Source organism: Rhodococcus sp. ZPP, from assembly GCF_017656075.1.
Taxonomy (GTDB): Bacteria; Actinomycetota; Actinomycetes; order Mycobacteriales; family Mycobacteriaceae; genus Rhodococcus_F; species Rhodococcus_F oxybenzonivorans.
In genome coordinates this window covers 193,384-210,244 of record NZ_CP058640.1, presented here as the reverse complement: position 1 = coordinate 210,244, position 16,861 = coordinate 193,384, and the positions used below count along the sequence as shown (strand labels likewise).

General features: G+C 61.7%; 13 protein-coding genes and 5 pseudogenes. 5 read left to right on the top strand and 13 right to left on the bottom strand.

Annotated features, from left to right (window positions below):
* Window positions 1-102: 102 nt before the first annotated feature.
* Together HYG77_RS36510 and HYG77_RS36505 are read right to left on the bottom strand one after the other, a co-directional pair.
* Window positions 103-510, bottom strand: coding sequence for a VOC family protein (locus tag HYG77_RS36510; RefSeq protein ID WP_208964419.1), 408 nt, complete (start codon window positions 508-510; stop codon window positions 103-105).
* 287 nt (window positions 511-797) lie between these two features.
* Window positions 798-1,229 (bottom strand): annotated as a pseudogene (locus HYG77_RS36505) (response regulator transcription factor); the annotation flags it as partial.
* 116 nt (window positions 1,230-1,345) lie between these two features.
* Between HYG77_RS36505 and HYG77_RS36500 the strand changes: the two are divergent.
* Window positions 1,346-2,653 (top strand): IS256 family transposase, encoded by a 1,308-nt coding sequence (locus tag HYG77_RS36500; RefSeq protein ID WP_208962146.1) that lies wholly within the window; start codon window positions 1,346-1,348, stop codon window positions 2,651-2,653.
* A 30-nt stretch (window positions 2,654-2,683) separates the two neighbouring features.
* Here HYG77_RS36500 and HYG77_RS36495 read toward each other — a convergent pair.
* Window positions 2,684-2,956 (bottom strand): annotated as a pseudogene (locus HYG77_RS36495) (response regulator); the annotation flags it as partial.
* Window positions 2,937-4,376 carry a GAF domain-containing sensor histidine kinase gene (locus HYG77_RS36490; protein WP_208964417.1) on the bottom strand — a complete coding sequence of 480 codons (1,440 nt, stop codon included), beginning with the start codon at window positions 4,374-4,376 and terminating at the stop codon, window positions 2,937-2,939. The pseudogene HYG77_RS36495 and the gene HYG77_RS36490, both read right to left, overlap by 20 nt.
* Window positions 4,377-4,907: 531 nt before the next feature.
* On the opposite strand from HYG77_RS36490, the pseudogene HYG77_RS36485 reads away from it, so the two are divergent.
* Window positions 4,908-5,208, top strand: a pseudogene (locus HYG77_RS36485) (IS701 family transposase); the annotation flags it as partial.
* Window positions 5,209-5,424: 216 nt separating this feature from the next.
* Entirely contained in the window at window positions 5,425-5,619 is a 195-nt protein-coding gene (locus tag HYG77_RS36480; RefSeq protein WP_208964416.1) for a hypothetical protein, read from the top strand.
* Window positions 5,620-6,410: 791 nt separating this feature from the next.
* On the opposite strand, the gene HYG77_RS36470 is transcribed toward HYG77_RS36480, so the two are convergent.
* From HYG77_RS36470 to HYG77_RS36455, 4 genes are read right to left on the bottom strand one after another with little or no spacing between them, the layout of a single operon-like run.
* Window positions 6,411-6,614 (bottom strand): hypothetical protein, encoded by a 204-nt coding sequence (locus tag HYG77_RS36470; protein WP_348273610.1) that lies wholly within the window; start codon window positions 6,612-6,614, stop codon window positions 6,411-6,413.
* The gene (locus HYG77_RS36465; protein ID WP_208964415.1) at window positions 6,598-6,771 is read right to left on the bottom strand and encodes a hypothetical protein; all 174 of its coding nucleotides are present in this window, start codon (window positions 6,769-6,771) and stop codon (window positions 6,598-6,600) included. Before HYG77_RS36465 ends, HYG77_RS36470 begins: the two co-directional genes overlap by 17 nt.
* Window positions 6,768-6,914, bottom strand: a complete 147-nt coding sequence (locus HYG77_RS36460) for a hypothetical protein (protein ID WP_208964414.1) — start codon at window positions 6,912-6,914, stop codon at window positions 6,768-6,770. The genes HYG77_RS36465 and HYG77_RS36460 overlap by 4 nt, the downstream gene beginning before the upstream one ends.
* A 26-nt stretch (window positions 6,915-6,940) precedes the next feature.
* Entirely contained in the window at window positions 6,941-7,213 is a 273-nt protein-coding gene (locus HYG77_RS36455; RefSeq protein WP_208964413.1) for a transposase, read from the bottom strand.
* A gap of 110 nt (window positions 7,214-7,323) precedes the next feature.
* On the opposite strand from HYG77_RS36455, the pseudogene HYG77_RS36450 reads away from it, so the two are divergent.
* A pseudogene (locus HYG77_RS36450) lies at window positions 7,324-8,208 on the top strand (DDE-type integrase/transposase/recombinase); the annotation flags it as partial.
* 155 nt (window positions 8,209-8,363) lie between these two features.
* Here the strand turns inward: HYG77_RS36450 and HYG77_RS36445 are convergent.
* The 5 genes from HYG77_RS36445 to mdo all read right to left on the bottom strand — a co-directional run bounded on the left by HYG77_RS36445 (window position 8,364) and on the right by mdo (window position 14,378).
* Entirely contained in the window at window positions 8,364-9,722 is a 1,359-nt protein-coding gene (locus tag HYG77_RS36445) for a hypothetical protein (RefSeq protein WP_208964452.1), read from the bottom strand.
* A 5-nt stretch (window positions 9,723-9,727) separates the two neighbouring features.
* On the bottom strand, window positions 9,728-9,955 hold the full coding sequence (locus HYG77_RS40315; protein WP_244461569.1) for a hypothetical protein: 228 nt from the start codon (window positions 9,953-9,955) through the stop codon (window positions 9,728-9,730).
* Between the two features lie 343 nt (window positions 9,956-10,298).
* Window positions 10,299-11,825, bottom strand: a complete 1,527-nt coding sequence (locus HYG77_RS36435) for a VWA domain-containing protein (protein WP_208964411.1) — start codon at window positions 11,823-11,825, stop codon at window positions 10,299-10,301.
* 3 nt (window positions 11,826-11,828) lie between these two features.
* Window positions 11,829-13,019: a MoxR family ATPase gene (locus HYG77_RS36430; RefSeq protein WP_244461580.1), complete on the bottom strand. Its 1,191-nt coding sequence runs from the start codon at window positions 13,017-13,019 to the stop codon at window positions 11,829-11,831.
* A gap of 66 nt (window positions 13,020-13,085) precedes the next feature.
* Window positions 13,086-14,378, bottom strand: coding sequence for an NDMA-dependent methanol dehydrogenase (gene mdo, locus HYG77_RS36425; protein WP_208964409.1), 1,293 nt, complete (start codon window positions 14,376-14,378; stop codon window positions 13,086-13,088).
* Between the two features lie 570 nt (window positions 14,379-14,948).
* On the opposite strand from mdo, the pseudogene HYG77_RS36420 reads away from it, so the two are divergent.
* Window positions 14,949-16,169 (top strand): annotated as a pseudogene (locus HYG77_RS36420) (IS3 family transposase).
* The last annotated feature ends 692 nt before the right edge of the window (window positions 16,170-16,861 follow it).

Below are 16,861 nucleotides of genomic sequence, written 5' to 3'. Positions count from 1 at the left end.
GGGAAAGACAGGCCGCGGTGGACGTCCGGAGTACTTGTGAGTCAGATCTCGTACCGACCGGACCGCTCCAGTATCACTGAGCACTTATTACCGTCCCCGACGTTAAGAAGTACTCACGGGTAGGGCAAAGAATTCGAGTGCGATGTTGTCGGGGTCACGGAACGAGATGCCCGAACCGTAGTGCGCTGTCTTGATGCCCCCGTGCTCGATGCCTAGAGCATCGAGCCGCTCCACCCACCGGGGTAGCGCCTCGGGCGAACACTGGAACGCGAGGTGGTCGAGTCCAACCTGTCGTTCGTCGAATCGTGCGGGAGCGCCGCTGTCGGGGTGCGTGTGGAGGCCGAAGAGCATACCGCCGTCGAGCGCGAACACCGTGTGGTGGAAGCTCCCCGATTCCTCGTCCTCGTCGAGTACGGGGGCCGATCCAAAGAGTGCAGCGTACCAGGCGGTGCTGGCCGATAGGTTGGATACGGTGATCGCGACGTGGGTGAGGCCCGGGAACCTGGACATCGGCGACTACTCTCTCTCGGCGGAACGGTCTCTTTTTCGACCCTAACGATCCGGCACCTCGAGTGAGGCACAACGACGGAACCCTGCCCGAGCGGAGGGCTTGACACCGCAGCCGGGCGGGCGCAGTGTGGCGCCGGGCGTGCTCTTCGCTCCGGTCGAGCCGCGGCGTGAAAGGAGCAGGTAGATGGGCCGGTCGGTTACCCTTCGCAATTCAACACATGTCGTGAATGACATACCGCATAAGGGTTTGATCTGGGCACTCTTCGGCAGGAAGGTCCGACGTGATGTCATATCAAGCCTTGCTTGTTGGCCTCGTAAACTGCCTCCGCACGCCCGGCGACGCCCAGCTTGCGCAGAATGTTCTTGACATGAAACTTGACGGTTGTGGAGGAGATGAATAACCGCTCCGCGATCTTTGCGTTTGGCAGCCCGATCGCGAGCAATCGAAGGACCTCCTGTTCGCGGTGGGTTAAGCGCTCACGGGGCGCTGCATGGCTATTCATCGAGCGCACCAAAGCTGCAGCACTATGCGCGTCGAACGCACTCTCGCCAGCCGAAACCGCCCGGATAGCCCGCACCAATTCAGTGGTATCAACATCCTTGACCACGTATCCCCGCGCACCGGCGTGGACGGCACGCACCACTAGTTCGTCATTGAGAAATGTAGTCAGCACGAGCAGGCCAATTCCGTCGTGCACAGCGGACAACTTGGCGCAGAGGAGAAATGATCAATACCTGTGGATCGGGGAGGGCGCACCTTCCCGGATGATGATCTGCAAGAAAACAGGTATTCGATCAAGGCCAGCGCTGCAACGCTGGTTGGGAAGGTACGCCCGTGCTTACGGTAGTACACGACAACGACCGCTCCGACGACGACGACGGGCGGTCGTTGCTCGACGAGATCGTCCGTGACGGTGCCCGGCAGATGCTCGCGGCCGCGCTGCAGGCGGAGGTCGCCGCCTATATCGAACAGTTCGCTGACCAGGTCGACGAGAACGGTCGCCGCCTGGTGGTGCGCAACGGCTACCACCACGAACGCGACGTCCTGACCGCCGCTGGTGCGGTCAACGTGAAGGCCCCGCGGGTCAACGACAAGCGCGTCGACCCGGACACCGGCGAGCGACAGCGATTTTCGTCCGCGATCCTGCCGGCCTGGGTGCGCAAGTCCCCGCAGATGAACGAGGTGCTGCCGCTGCTGTATCTGCACGGGCTCTCCACCAGCGACTTCGGCCCGGCACTCGAGCAGTTCCTCGGATCGGGTGCCGGGCTCTCGGCGGCCTCGATTACCCGGTTGACGACGCAGTGGCAGGACGAGGCGAAGGCCTTCCAGGATCGGGACCTCTCCGGCACCGACTTTGTCTATGTGTGGGTCGACGGCATCCACCTCAAGGTGCGGCTCGAGCAGGACAAACTGTGCCTGCTGGTGATGATCGGCGTCCGTGCGGACGGACGCAAGGAGCTCGTCGCCCTCACCGACGGGTACCGCGAGTCCACCGAGTCGTGGGCTGACCTGCTGCGGGACTGCCGCCGCCGCGGCATGACCGCCCCGGTCCTCGCGGTCGGTGACGGTGCCCTTGGGTTCTGGAGGGCGCTGCGGGTGGTGTTCCCCGAAACCCGGGAGCAGCGGTGCTGGTTCCACAAGCAGGCCAATGTACTTGCTGCGCTACCGAAGACGGCACATCCCGGGGCGCTCGCGGCGATGAAGGAAATCTACAACGCCGAGGACATCGACAAGGCGCAAGTGGCGATCAAAGCCTTCGAACTCGACTACGGCGCGAAGTATCCGAAGGCGGTGAAGAAGATCACCGACGACACGGATGTGCTGCTCGAATTCTACAAGTACCCGGCCGAGCACTGGGTGCATCTACGCACCACAAATCCCATCGAATCTACCTTCGCCACGGTGCGTTTGAGGACGAAAGTCACCAAGGGCCCCGGATCCCGTGCGGCGGGACTTGCCATGGCCTACAAGCTGATCGACGCCGCACAGGCTCGCTGGCGTGCGGTCAACGCTCCGCATCTGGTCGCGCTCGTCCGAGCCGGCGCCGTGTTCCACAAGGGCAAGCTGCTCGAGCGTCCCACCGACATCACCCCCGACACCTCACCTGCCGAGCCCGCCAACGCCGGATCGGAGGTCGCCTGAAACTCACTCATCCACAGGTATTGACAATATCTCGGCGCAGAGCGAAAGGCCGTCGTAATCCGAGCCGGCCGACAGCTTTAGATCCAAAACGACGACATCCGGTGAGACCGCACGAATCACTGCTTCGGCTTCCGCCTGCGACCCCGCTTCACCGACTACTGCCAGATCATCCTCACGTTCGAGGACAGAGCGTAATCCTTCCCGGAGCATTGCGTGATCATCAACCAAAACCAGTCGCACCACGTCGGGCGAGCGATGACCCCGCCGAATCCCCGTACCCGCATCAACAGCCGTCGAACTCATCATCTTCCGATTCCTTTTCGTTCGGGTTCGACAGCTGCACACTGGCCGATGCATCCGACCGTGGAATCGTAGCCACGATCTGAACACCGCCTATCCGTGACCGTCGTATTTCGAGCACTCCACCGTGGTCGCGAGCGCGCGCCGTCATATTCGCCAGACCGCGATGATGCCCGTCCACGTCCCCGGCACATGCCATGCGCACCATCAACCGCAGCTTCGCCGGATCGCCGTCGCCATTGTCTGCGACCGATAGCGACACACTGTCCGGTCGATAGAAAAGTCGCACAATTGCTCGAGTCGCGTTGCCGTGCATCGCGGTGTTGAACAGGGCCTCCCCTGCGATTCGCAACACCGCGTGCTCGGTATCGTTCGGTAACTCGACCGCCGAGCCATCGACTCGCAACGTGACACGCAAGTCTTCCGGCATGTGTAAAGTGCAGAGTTGCTCGAGCAGTTCGGGCAGGGTTGAACGAGTCGAATCTGCCGGACGATTCAAGGCATAGATTGCGGATCGAAGTTGCTCCACAGCGTCGCGGGTCAGATGTTTGGCGAGTTCCAGCCGTTGGCCGCGTTCCTTCTCGGCAATCTCCGTGCGACACACTTCGATCTGCATTCCGGCCGACAACACGCATTGGGTGACGCTGTCGTGTAGTTCCCTGGCGATCCGATGACGCTCCGAGTTGAGTACCTGATGTTGTTGGGCCGTGCCGAGTTGGCGTTGGGCCGCAAGTAGTTCGGCGTTGCGTTGAGCGAGTTCCAGAGCATGCCGACTGGCCTCGGCGAACCCACGTTCAGCCTGCTCCAGCAGGTTCTGCGACCTCTGAAACAATGACGAGTTCTGCAATGCGACGGCTGTCTGACTGGCCAATATCCGCATCACCGATTCATCGGTGCTGTCCAAGGTCCGGTGTGGGGGCGTCCACGCGGCGAACGCACCGATCACGCCGCCGTCCAGTTTCATCGGAACATACGCTTGGTGATCCTCGATCACGGGGCATACGCATTGCAATTGCCCGCGCAGGAGGTCGTTCAACCGGTTCAGTACGGCAGACGGGAGATTGGCACCGGGGTCCAACGCGTTCTGCACACCCTCAAAGGCATAGACGCGACCAGCGGCGTCGAGGATAAGGTGTCGGGGCTGAGCTTCCGGTAGCGCCCCGTCTGCCAGAGCTATCAGCACCCAATCGGCGGAGAGATGCGTGCGGGCTGCTTCTGCTACGGCGCGGACCAACTGCTCGGGGCCTTCTACCGTCTGCACAAGCGCCCGAGAGATCGTATCGAGGGCGTGAACTGCGCGTTCGAGCCGCTCGGTCGCGCCTCGAAATGCGGTGTAAAAGGTGCCCTTACTTGATCGGACGCCTGTGAGGAGTTCGATCACGCGCGACTCGGGCACGCTTGGCCTATTCGAAGGAAAATTCATGACACGCTCCGCAAAAAGGCCTGTATCCCAAAACACACGGGTTGGTGAACGTACACGTGTGTTGCATGGCGAGGAGAGGTGTGCATGGTCGTCCCGCGGTCTGCTGACAGACGGTCATATAGCCTGCGCGGGTCATCGACTCCGCGGGCTGACCTCTTGACCTGATCTGTCCCGGGCGTCTGGGAGGGCGGCATCGTGCGGGAATCCCAGAGTTCACACGCGGTCGGCTCCGGCAAGGTATTGAACCTGAGTCCACCATCTACCGCGAGATCCGTCATTGTCAGCTCACCCCCTGTCCTACGGAGCTCCCACCGGCCGCAACTGGGCTCACGTTGTCGTACTTCAACGGTACTGGGCTGCAACGTAACGGCCAACCTGCTGTCGGGTAGGACCCAACCTGGCCAATTGGGTAGGGCAATGTCTCGTCGAGACGTGGCGGAGCGCTCGACGGCTAGCTTCAAGAACCCGCGCTAAGTACGGCAACGACAGTGTGACTACCGATGTGGTAATTGATCCAGTGCGCAGTCAGAGTTGCTGGAGTGGTCAGCGTGGTTCACTGCGATCTGTGCACGGTTCGCCCACCGGTTTTCGCGGGTGGAGTCGCGGCGGCGGATGGGTCCGTATATGCACGGACTGTCGGTGAGGTCGAACGCAAGAACGGATGCACACTGGCCGAGTCGGCCGGTGATGCGGGCCCGGAGGGCATGCAGCGGCTGCTGAACCTTACCTCTTGGGACTGCGACGGCTCCGCGACGACGTGTGTGAGGTCGTGGTCGAGACGATCGGTGACGCCGACAAGGGGTGTGTTTATCGTCGACCTATGCTGAGTCGGTAACTATGTCGAGGTGCGGCTGGGGTGATGTGATCTGCCGTGCCGGGAGTGGCGGTCTGGATGATGAACGCTCGAACGGGTCGGCATAGTCTCGTCGGCGGGTTGACGCTTCTTTGTCGAGCACGGTGCTCCGGGAATGGAGGCGGGTCATGACCCGCGCATGAGCACGAGAAGGAAGTCTTGTCGGACGGGGCCACTTATCGAGGGCGATCGGACGTGACCGTTGGGGTGGGATACACGCTGGGCTCGGTTGTGAATATGCTGGCCATCGCGGGCGATCTCGGCAGGTGGGTGGATGTACGAGGCCTCGCTCCCGAGGGCCTCGACTGGGTCGTGGTGGCAGAGTTCCGCAGTGCGTGCCGCGACGCCGGAGTGCATTGCGCGCCCCGCGCGGGTTGGATCCCCTACTGAATTATCTGGAACACGTGGTGTGCTGGTCGCGGCCACCGCGCCGGCCACACCGGTCGAGGAGCTGGTGGAGCACTATCGTAGTTGGCTCGTCACCGATCGGGGATTGGCGGATGCGACGGTTGCGCGTTACGCGAAGTTGGCGCGTGTTCTTGTCGCAGCGGGTAACCGAGGACAGTTACTGGGTCGGAAACCTCACCGGGCAGACGTTGTGGCATTCCTGTTGCGGGAAAGCGGCCGCCTCAGCGTCGGTTCGACCTGGGGCTGCCCCCTTGGAGTGGACACCCCTGACAATGGTTCTAGTGAGGTTCCCCCCGAACGGTGGACAAGAGGGTTACATACTTCACGCAACTGCAGCCTGAAGTGACTTCTCATAGCTGTCAGGGCTTCGCATCCCCACTGCCGAGTGTCGTCGAACGGTGTTGCAGAAGATGATCCAGCTGTCAACCCACCAGATCGGATCTCCTCGCGTAGACGTGCCGATAGTATTCCTCGTGCTTGAACGTCGACCAGAACGATTCGGATGGACTGTTGTCCCAGCAGATCCCGGTCGCACCCATCGACCGACGCAATCCGTGACGGACACGAGGCAGCGGTCAGGTGGGCGGTATATTCCCCGCCCCGGTCGGAGTGCAGGATCGTCTCACGACACCGCCCACCGCGCCCGGCCACGGCCCGATCGATGGCCGTGGTGACCAGCTCGGCACCGATGTGATTAGAAATGCTGTATCCCAACCCTTTCCGCGAGATTCCATCCCGGATCGCACACAAGAACATGTCACCTTCACCGGATGTCAGATAGGTGATGCCGGTGAGCCAGACCGCATCGAGCCGGCCCTGTCGAAGTGCCGGTCGATCAGATCCGGCGGGAACGACGCCTGCGGATCGACCACCGTCGTCTTGGCCTTGAACGTGCGCGGAGAGATGCCCTCCACACCGATCGCGGCCATGATCTTGGCCACCGTCTTCTCGTTCACCACCTCACCGCGTGCGCGCAACTCGGCTGTGACCCGAGGTGACCCGTAGGTACCCTTCGAATCCTTGTGGATCGATGATCTTGACTTCGAGGTCGGCGCGACGCTGCTGCTTCGGCGTCAACACCGTGGTCGCCCTGCGTTTGACGTACTGGTAGTAGCCGGATGTGGACACTTTCAATAGTCGCTCCGCGTGATCGAGAAGCGCTCACCTTCCGGTGCGGCGGCGCCGGCGGTCTCCGCGATGTCGTCGGGGCCGGCGTACATCACCATCAGATCGACCCGGGTCGGTACTTCTGCATCGAGGCAAAGTACGCACCCCACCCACGATCACCGGCATAAGCCGAGGCTTATACCAGGAAGGCGTTGTCCTTCTCAAGCTCGCCGACCTGCCGTCGCAATCGCAGCAACTCGGCGCGTTCGGCCGCATCCAGAGGTTTCTCTCCATGGGACTCGGCGGCGGCGGTCCTGCGTCGCTCGGCTTTGACCCATTCACCCAACAGGCTCTCGTTGAGGCCCAGTTCCCGGGCGACGTCGGCGATGGTGCGACCGGAATCAGTCACACGATCGGCAGCCTCGACCTTGTACTCGGCCGTGAACGACCGACGCTTGCGAGGAGGCATACGGACATCCTTTCAGCGGGACCGGCGTCCCGCCAATTCGGTGTCCACTTTCCGGGGGGAACCTCACGACCGCGCCGACACCTGCGGTGACGCGCACTCTCGCGGCAGAACCAGCGAACAAGCTCACCGCCCTCGAACGCCGGCGGATCCTCGAGGTCCTCAACAGTGACCGGTTCGTCGACCAGGCGCCGCTCGAGGTGTATGCGCAGCTGCTCGACGAGGGTGTCTACCTGTGCTCGGTGTCGACGATGTACCGCGTGCTACGTGAAAATGCGCAGGTCAGTGAACGTCGAAGGCTTGCCCGACACCCGGCGAGGACCTGCCCGGAGTTGGTCGCGTCCGCACCTCGACAGGTGTACTCGTGGGACATCACCAAGCTCGCCGGACCGGTGAAGGGACGGTACTTCGATGCCTACGTGATGATCGACATCTACTCGCGCTACATCGTCGGTGTCCATGTCCACGCACACGAATCTGGTGTGCTGGCACGGGAATTGATGGAACAGATCTTCGCGGTACACGGAATTCCCCAGGTTGTGCACGCAGACCGGGGCACGTCGATGACCAGTAAATCCGTCGCGACGTTGCTCGCCGACCTCGAAGTCACCCGCTCGCATTCACGGCCGCGGGTCTCGAACGATAACCCGTACTCGGAGTCGGTATTCAAGACTCTCAAGTACGGGCCGGGGTTCCCTGATAGGTTTGGATCACTCAGTGAAGCAAGAGAATTCATGATCCAATTCACCGAGTGGTACAACCACGACCACCGCCACACCGGCATCGGTCTGCACACGCCCGCAGACGTCCATTTCGGTTTGGCGGCCGGCAAGGCCGCCGAACGTCGGCAAGTGCTCGATGCCGCTCGCGCACGGCATCCGCACCGCTTCGGCACTACCACCGCTCCGAAGATCCTGGACCTGCCCGACGCCGTCTGGATCAACCAGCCAGCCGACGATTCCGAAAACACCATGGAGGCCGAACCGTCAGCAGCTTAACACCCGCTGGACTCAACTCCCTTGACAAGTTCCGATGCGAGCAAAGCCAATCGCCCAGGTCGTCAGGCCCGCTCACAACCGTTCTGAGCACCCGCCCTGGATGTGTGGGTCCTCATTCGGAGGAGGTGCGAGTGCCTGATCATTCAACAGATGACTCATCCGCCAAAGAGTAGGTAGAGCCCGCCGACTGTGTAGAAGACCATTGTGAGTAAGAGGGCAAGCTGTCCACTGAGTTGGTGGCGCTTGGGTAGAAGGCGTAAAGAGCGATCGTGGGCAGCGATCACCCCGAGAACGTGACCGATCAGAACAAAGAAGACCTTGAGCGACGCCAGCAACGTTGGGTGCGTCGACAACACATAGGAGACATCCTGCTCGGACAATCCCCAGGGATCCCACCCGCGCCCGAGTGGATCAACGAGGAGTACCGCCGTCGCCTGACCCTTTTCCACGAGGTAGGTCAGATAATGTGCGAACACGTATCCGACGATGATGGGAGTCAGTGAATAGGAAAGCAATCCGGGCAGCTTTGCCCGTTCGCCGGCTTGTAACCCCGGTACCGCGCGTGCCGCCGTCCAGAAAGAAACGCCGACCACGGTTACGAACAACAAGAGGCCCGCGGTGCGCACTACAGTCGAAGTGAACTCGTGATTCACGATCGCGGTACTGCTGGACAAGTGGTCCACGGCATTGCGCCACCACGATCGTGCCGAGAAGCTATCGAACGCGGTGGACCCAAGCAGTGTTGCGGTCAATGCCACCGATCCGGACCGAACCTCGGTCGCCGTCAGATTGTTGAGAGGCATGCGCAGAACGAACGTCCCCGCGGTGGTTCCCCGGCCCACCGCGGACAATCTCGAGACCAGCGTGCTGTATACCTCGAACGGGTCTGCGCGTTCGCACCATCGGGTTCCACACACGATCGTCCCGGTCAAGGTAACCCCGAGGTAGGCTACGCACCAAGTCCGTATCGCTGCAACCGAACCCGGATCAGGCGAGACCAGTTCCAGCCAGACGAAGGCAAACAAGCCGGCGACTGCAGGCCAATAGCCCCACCGCTCCCGATACTGAACGAACGCGTCCTCCGGGGATCGGCGCAGGACTGCACAAAGCAGCCAGTGAAGTGAGCGCACCGGCGAAACGGCCCTCCACACGGGACCGAACAGCAGCGACAAAGCAACCAAACCCACCCAGAGCAGAACATAGAAGGTTCCCGGAAGCGGATTGGCCGCGGGCTCGGCGGGGCCGAAGAACGCCGCCACACCCACCCACGACGTGAGGATCAATCCCGCTCCCGCAATGACGGCCCGCGTCACCCCCGACGTTGCCACGGCATTGACCCAGCCCGGCAAATCCCACCCTGGTGTGTCTGCTCGCAGACGGGGAGTGCGCCAAGCGAAGACGAGGATCGCGAAGGAAACGCTCAAGGCCCACGCGGCGCCGACGAACGCGTATGCAAATGGGATGGGCAGGTCCGTGCTGCCGCCGAGTCCGTGCGCCAGAAGCGGATCGCCCAGGGTTCTCACCGCACGATCAAGGTAGCCAACGTCTTGTCATGGTGGTGCACCTCGACCGCCACCTGACCGGGAACGTCGACGCTGAACGTGAAGAGCTGATCAGCGGTCGGTTGCACAGTGAAACTGTAATTGGGAACGGAGTGGACGTGAATTTCCTCATCGGTGTCACTATCGACCCGAAGAGTGATCTTCTCCCCCACGGTGGCGTCGATGCGCTCATTGGATGGTGTCACCTCGCTGCCTTCGATCCTAACCGGAATCACCAATCCGCCATCCTCCGGTGGTGCCGGTGTAGTAGAAGAAACCGAAGCCGGCCCGGCAGAAACAGCAGAAGTTGCGTCACCTGATCCAGAATCCGAACCTGACGCACACCCTGTCAGGGGCAGGGCCAACAAGCCCACCACGGCGAGACTTCGGACACTCCACGATCTTTTAATCATCTGTACTCCAGGTTTCGTGCACGCCAAGGATTCCACGCGCGACTAGGGTCGCCTTTTCTGGCAGCGCCGCGGGTTCAGGCGCGTTCATCGATCATGCCTGTTGCGTTTTGGTCGGGTCCGGCCGACTCGAGGCTTGTCACCTACCGACCTGTTCGTTCGCCAGATCTTCCGCTGCACTCGTCAAACCTGAGAGGTCCCGAACTACACGAACGCGCTGACAGTATTCCGCGTATAGAGGCAGATCGCATGCTCCGAGTCCCCACGAGTAGCGCGGCTCCGGAGTCAGCCAGATCGTTTCCCTTGCACGCCGTGTGATCTCGGCGAACGCCTCGATGTTCGGGTCGAGTCCATTGCTCCTACCGTCAGCAAGGACAAGCACTGTCGTCCGCCTGCCGACTGCATTGCCGAACTCCTCGAGGAACTGGCCAAATGCTGCGCCATGGTCGGAGTTGGCATCCACATCTAGCACGGTGCCACCGAAGACGAGACCAAGCGCATGCTCGACTGAATAGTCTGAGAACAACTCCGTGACTTCGGCCAACTCCGAAACGAAGACAAACGTGCGGACCTGGCTCACAAGGTCCTGCAGGCCATGCACCAGGTGCAGCGTGAATCGCGCTGTCGCGCGCACAGAAAGACTGACATCGGTGAGGAGCACCAGGCGCGGCTTGTCCTCGCTGCGCTGAACGGTCACGGGGCGAAAAGGAACACCGTCGTAGCGCATATTCCGCCGCATCGTCCGTGAGGAATCGACGCGTCCGCGTGCCCCAACCTTACGGCGATGTGTGAGCGCGCCGTGCAGACTGTGAGCGAGTCGGCGTAACGTCTCTTCGAGTTCCGCGCGTTCTCGCTCGCCGACGTGATCCACCTTGGCGACAGCGTCTTCTCTACCTTCGATCACCCGATCCTCCAGCGCAAGAAGGGATTCAAGATGCTTCTTCAGCGCTGCGGGCAGGTTGGCAAGAACCCCAGCGAGGCGCTGACGCAACTCGTTGGCCTCGTCTTGCACATCTCCTTGTGGGGTGTCAGGAACATCGTCCAGCCACCCGAATAGTGCGTCTTGTTCCGCGATCGACAAATCAGCGTCTACTCGAGTGCCTGTGGTCGTCGAAAGGGAACCCGGAGCGACTGCGCCGCGGAGGTGATCAGTTTCAATCTGGACCCGGTTGCCCTCACCCAGGACGGACGTGGCGTCCTGGCTGAATACGATCTCGTCGGTCAATGAAGCGAGATCGATCTTGTTGGCTTCCTGATGCAAATTGTACTGAGTAGCTAGGTCATCCGGGTCGAAGTATTCACGGATATCCGACGGAGCACCGTGTTCATGGCCTTGTTGAGGTAGCTGCCCAGGTTCTTCCGACAGGGTGAAAGAGTCGAGGTGCCCGGTGTCTGACAGATCGTCGTGCCCGTGACCGTGCCCGTGACCGCCGTCGTTCGGATTCACACGAACCAATGAGAAATACAAGTCGAACACTTCGTCGAATACCTGATCGTCGGCACAGTCTTTGACCAACGAAACCCGGAGAACCTCGCGGAGAAGCTGGCGGTCGGCGAGCACGTGGGGCAACGCCGCAGCCCTCATAGCGTCGAGCATTTCGGGAACCGAAATACGCATTCCACGCAGTCGCAGCAGCCTGATGAAGCGATGCAAGCTCTGTTCCATGGTTCAGTTGCGCTTTCCCATACGCCGCCCACTGTTTCCGAATCCCTTGGCGAAGGATCGGCTTCCCTGGCTGGACGGCACTGTGCTTACCTGCGCCGGCGTTGTCGCACCGGAACCACCGTAGTAATTGTCGTTGTGCCGACCAGGCGCATCCTTCGCGGCTCGAACCGCCCTTCCGTCCGGCCCGTGGTCTTCGTCTACATCCGTTGCGGCAGATTCAGGACCGTGGCCGTGTCCATGGCCATGGACATGCTGATGTTCGTCGATCACGGCATTTGGATCCACAAGCTTCGGCAGCGCCGCGACTGCCTTCCGCACGTCCTTGTCGTACTTGACTACGACAGAGACTGTGTCGCTCAGCAGCTTTGCTGTCAGCTCCGTAGCGCCGAGGACCGCAAGAGTCCGGGCCCAGTCAATGGTCTCCGAGACACTCGGTGACTTACGCAGATCGAGATCACGCAACCCTCGAACGATTTGAACCAACTGCTCAGCGAGAGCATCGGCCAGCCCCGTGTCCTTGGTTCGGACGATCTCCAGTTCACGCTCCGCGGAGGGGTAGTCCAGGAAGGCGTGTAGGCAACGCCGCTTGAGGGCGGCAGAGAGATCGCGCGTGTTATTGGACGTGAGCACGACGTACGCCGGCGTCGACGAAGTGAAGGTGCCGATCTCAGGCACTGAAACCTGATTTTCTCCCAGTAACTCCAGCAGGACGGCTTCCAAGGCCTCGTCTGCGCGATCAACCTCATCGATGAGTAGCACTACCGGCAACTCTGATCGAACGGACTCGAGCAGCGGACGAGGAGCAAGGAAACGTTCGGAGTAGAACACACTTTCCTGAGCCGCAATCCGGTCGACAGCTTCACCCAGCGTCTCCGCATCGGCGACGAGCTCACCGATCTTATCCTTCAGCACCTGTGTATAGAGCAGTTGCTTGCCGTAATCCCACTCGTACAGTGCCTTCGACTCATCCTGACCTTCGTAACACTGGAGACGCAGCAGCCGCCGGCCGGTCGCCAGTGCGAGCGTCTTCGCCAACTCGGTCTTCCCGACCCCAGCAGGCCCCTCCAGCAGTACTGGTTTGTCAAGTTTCGTCTGGACAAACACCGTGGTCGCCAGGCGATCGTCAGCAATGTAGCCGTGTGCAGCGAATCGAGTAATCACATCGGCGACCGAGCTGAAGTCGGGTTGCGAGATTGTCACGTGCGCTCCTTTCAGGTGGCGATGGTCCCGCCCAGCTCGGGGCGGGACCGCCTCGCGGATTTAGCCGATCAGATCGTCAAGATCGCCGGTCATGCAGTGCTCTACTACCGGACGCACCGTCTCGAAGGTGCATTCCTTGAGGTTGCCCGGCGTACAGGCATCGCCAAGGACGTGGTGGGTGATGCGATCGATGTCCGCACCGTTACCAGTAATGGTCGGTGAGTTCTCGTAGAACTTTGTCGGACCGGTGCCAAGTCGATTCTTGCTGTAGGAGTCCTTTGTGACGTCCGTGAACTTCTCCGGGATACCGACGTCGCGCAGAAGCTGAATCGCAGCTTCCAACGCCGCGTGTGACGCCCGCTCGTCTGTCATGCCGTGGGTATCGATTCCCATCGCGACCGCAATGTCTGCGAACTTCCGGTAGCTCGCCGTCATGTTAAACGCCCACACCCGCGGCAAAGCGATTGCATTGTTGAGTCCGTGGTGTGTGTCATAGAACGCGCTGATGGCGTGGCTGATCGAGTGGATGATTCCCAGTCCGCCCGAGTTGAAAGCCTGCGCTGCGATGTACTGGGCGTACATCATGCCTTCGCGGCCGGCCAGGTCCGAACCATTCCATGTGGCTGCGCGCAAGTTCTCCGACGTCAGCTTGATTGCGTGCAGCGCGTTACCCAGCGAGGGTTCGAAATTCAGCCTTGAGACGTACGGCTCGCTTGCGTGAGCGAGGACGTCGAATCCGCACTGAGCCGTGTAATCGGTGGGACAGGTGTAGTACAGGACCGGGTCATCGATGGCGAGCGTTGTGACACTCGCATCGTCGAACGCGACATACTTGTGCGGTTTCTCGGGATCGGTCGTGGTGTCGGTAATGACGTAGGCCCACGATGTCTCCGAGCCAGTACCTGCGGTGGTGGAAACGGCGATATGCGGCGGATTCTTGGGATTCTCACTCTTGTTGAAGCCTTCGAATTCGTTGACATTACGCCCATCGTGGGCGACCGCGATTCGCGCGCCTTTGCAAGCGTCGTGGCTTGATCCACCGCCGATCGAGACGAAGCTGTCGCATTTGGCCTCGGTGTACATCGCGACGGCATCCATCACGTTGTAGTCTTTGGGATTCGACTCGACCTGGTCGTACACAACCACTTCGAGCCCGTGGTAGCGCATCGATTCGACGATCTTGTGTACGGTATCGGTGCCACGCAATCCGGACGTCATCACGAGGGTCTTCTTAAAGCCGAGCTTCAGGGCCTCTGGGCCGATCATCTCGTGTGCGCCGGGGCCCATCATGGCGCGGGGGAATGGGTGGAACTCTTTGATGGGAAATGGCTTCAGCAGTTCGTCGACCTGCATGGCGTGGATCCTCTCCGCGGGCGATGGAATGTTATTCGCGCAGCGCGGCCCTATGCCGCGCTGCAAGATCGACGCTATGACGGGAAGGATGAGGGAGGGAAGAACATATGCAGGAAACCCTTCGCTTATACGACGGAAACCACCCGATAGACGGGGGCGTTCCCTACCCATTCGGGTAGTATCACTAGGTATGAAACACCCCGAGGTTCCGTGGAACCCCGGTGGCGGATCGGTGAGCATCAGGCTGCGTCTTCCTGCCCATTGTGCCCCTCCATGGATTTAGGCTTAGTGGTCTGATCCGTAATTCGTCGGGGGTTGTTGCCAAGCGGTCGGGTCGCCGATGTAGGTGTTCGCCCCCCGGGCAGGCCGCAGGCGCAGTCGAGTGCGTCCTCGACACTGCCTGCGACGTTTCCGTTGAGCGGGACCGAGTCCTGGTACTCGCCGATGCTGCCGCGAATCCCCACACACTGGCGAATCCGCCGTACCGCAGTCGCATCAAGGGGGTTGCCCCCTGAGTGAGGACATCCTGAACACTGGGCCGTGAAGGGTCCAGAGGAAGTGATGTCACAAATGGTGATGAAGGCGTACTCGGCGGAGTTCAAGGCCGATGCTGTCGCGCTGTACCTGTCCGATCCGAGCCACACGTTCGAGGGCATCGGCAACGACCTGGGGGTCAGTCGCGAGACCCTACGCAACTGGGTGCGGACCGAGCGCAAACGCACCGGCACTCCGTCCGCGGCCGACCGACCCCGGAGGCCGGCATCGGCGGGCGAGGTATCGTCCGAGTCCGTGTTGGAGGACGAGATCAAGCAGCTCAGGGCCCAGGTCCGCAAGCTGGAGACCGAGCGGGAGATCCTGCGCAGGGCAGCGAAATATTTCGCGGGCGAGACGAACTGGTGAGCCGCTTCCTGTTCGTTGACGACCACCGCGACACCGCTCCGGTGAAGTGGCTGTGCCAGATCCTCGAGGTGTCCCGGTCCGGATATTACCGGTGGCGTGCCGCCGCACCGGCTCCGCGCCGAACGCGCCCGCGCCGACCAGGAGCTGGTCGAGCGGATCCGCGAAATTCACGACGACTTCGATGGCACCTACGGTGCCCCGCGCATCACGGCCGAGCTGCGCGATGCCGGGATCGAGGTGAACCACAAGCGGGTGGAACGGGTGATGCGCGAGAACGGGATCGTCGGGGTGCACCTGCGCAAGACGGTCCGCACCACGGTCCCCGAGCCGTCCGCGACCCCGGTTCCGGACCTGATCCGGCGGGATTTCACCGCGAGCGCACCGAACACCAAATACGTCGGCGACATCACCTATTTGCCCATCGGGGACGGTGACTTCCTGTATCTGGCAACGGTGTTGGACCTGAACTCGAAACGGCTGGCGGGGTGGTCGATCGCCCCACACATGCGCACCGAGCTGGTCACCGACGCGCTGCGTGCGGCGGCCGCCGCACGCGGTGCCGCCGGGCTCGATGGGGCAATTTTTCACAGCGACAACGGCGCCCAATACGTCTCGCAGGACTTCGCGGATGTGTGCCGCGAACTGGGGGTGACCCGGTCCCGGGGTGCGGTCGGAACGTCGGCGGACAACGCTGCTGCCGAATCGTTGAACGCGTCGTTGAAACGGGAGACGCTGCAGGGCAGAAAGCGCTGGAACGGGGCGGGTGAGGCGCGTGCCGCCGTGTTCCGCTGGATCACGCGCTACAACACGCGAAGGAGGCATTCCACGCTCGGTCAGATCTGTCCGATCGAGTACGAGCAGCGATCGGCTACGCTGGCCACCGCCGCATAGGAATTGGTGTCCACATCTCGGGGGGAACCCCCCAACGGGATGACCGCGCCGTCGGTCAGCACGCCGCGAAGTTGCTGCGGAAGCGGGTGTTGATCTTGGCAGTTGCGGCCACCTGGTCCGGGCCCGATCCAGCAGTTCCAGCGCAGCGAGCTCTTCATCGATTCCGGTGGTGCGGCATGTGTGTGATGGCGCCTGATTGGCGTGGCTTTCGTGGTGTGGCCCGTGTCGCTGCTTCGGGAAGTGCTGCGGCCGGTGTGGTGTATGTGTCGTAAGTGATCAAGTTGTACTTCGGCGGATGGATCGTGGTGATGGTCAGCCCGTACCAGGTGGTGTTGTGGCGGGCCCAGTTCTACGAGCGGGGAATCGAAGGACTCCCTGACACGCCGCGTTCGGGACGCCCACCGAATTACTTCCGTCGCAGGTCGCGCATGCACCCGCGGGGCGCCGCAGGCGCTGCGGTACGGCGGAGAGAACCCCGCACCCGGGTATCGCGAGTAGCGACGGCGCGATCCGCCGAACGCGGTCGCGGATCCGGCGCTCAAGATCGATGACCTGCTCGGTCAGCTGCCGGCACCGGTCGAGGAGTCCGCGCGATCTGGGCGACCACACCGGTGAATGCAGTCAGCCGTTCGGCGGGGTCGTCCATGACGCAGTACCGCCGGATCCCCCACACGGGAATCACCAGTTCAGGG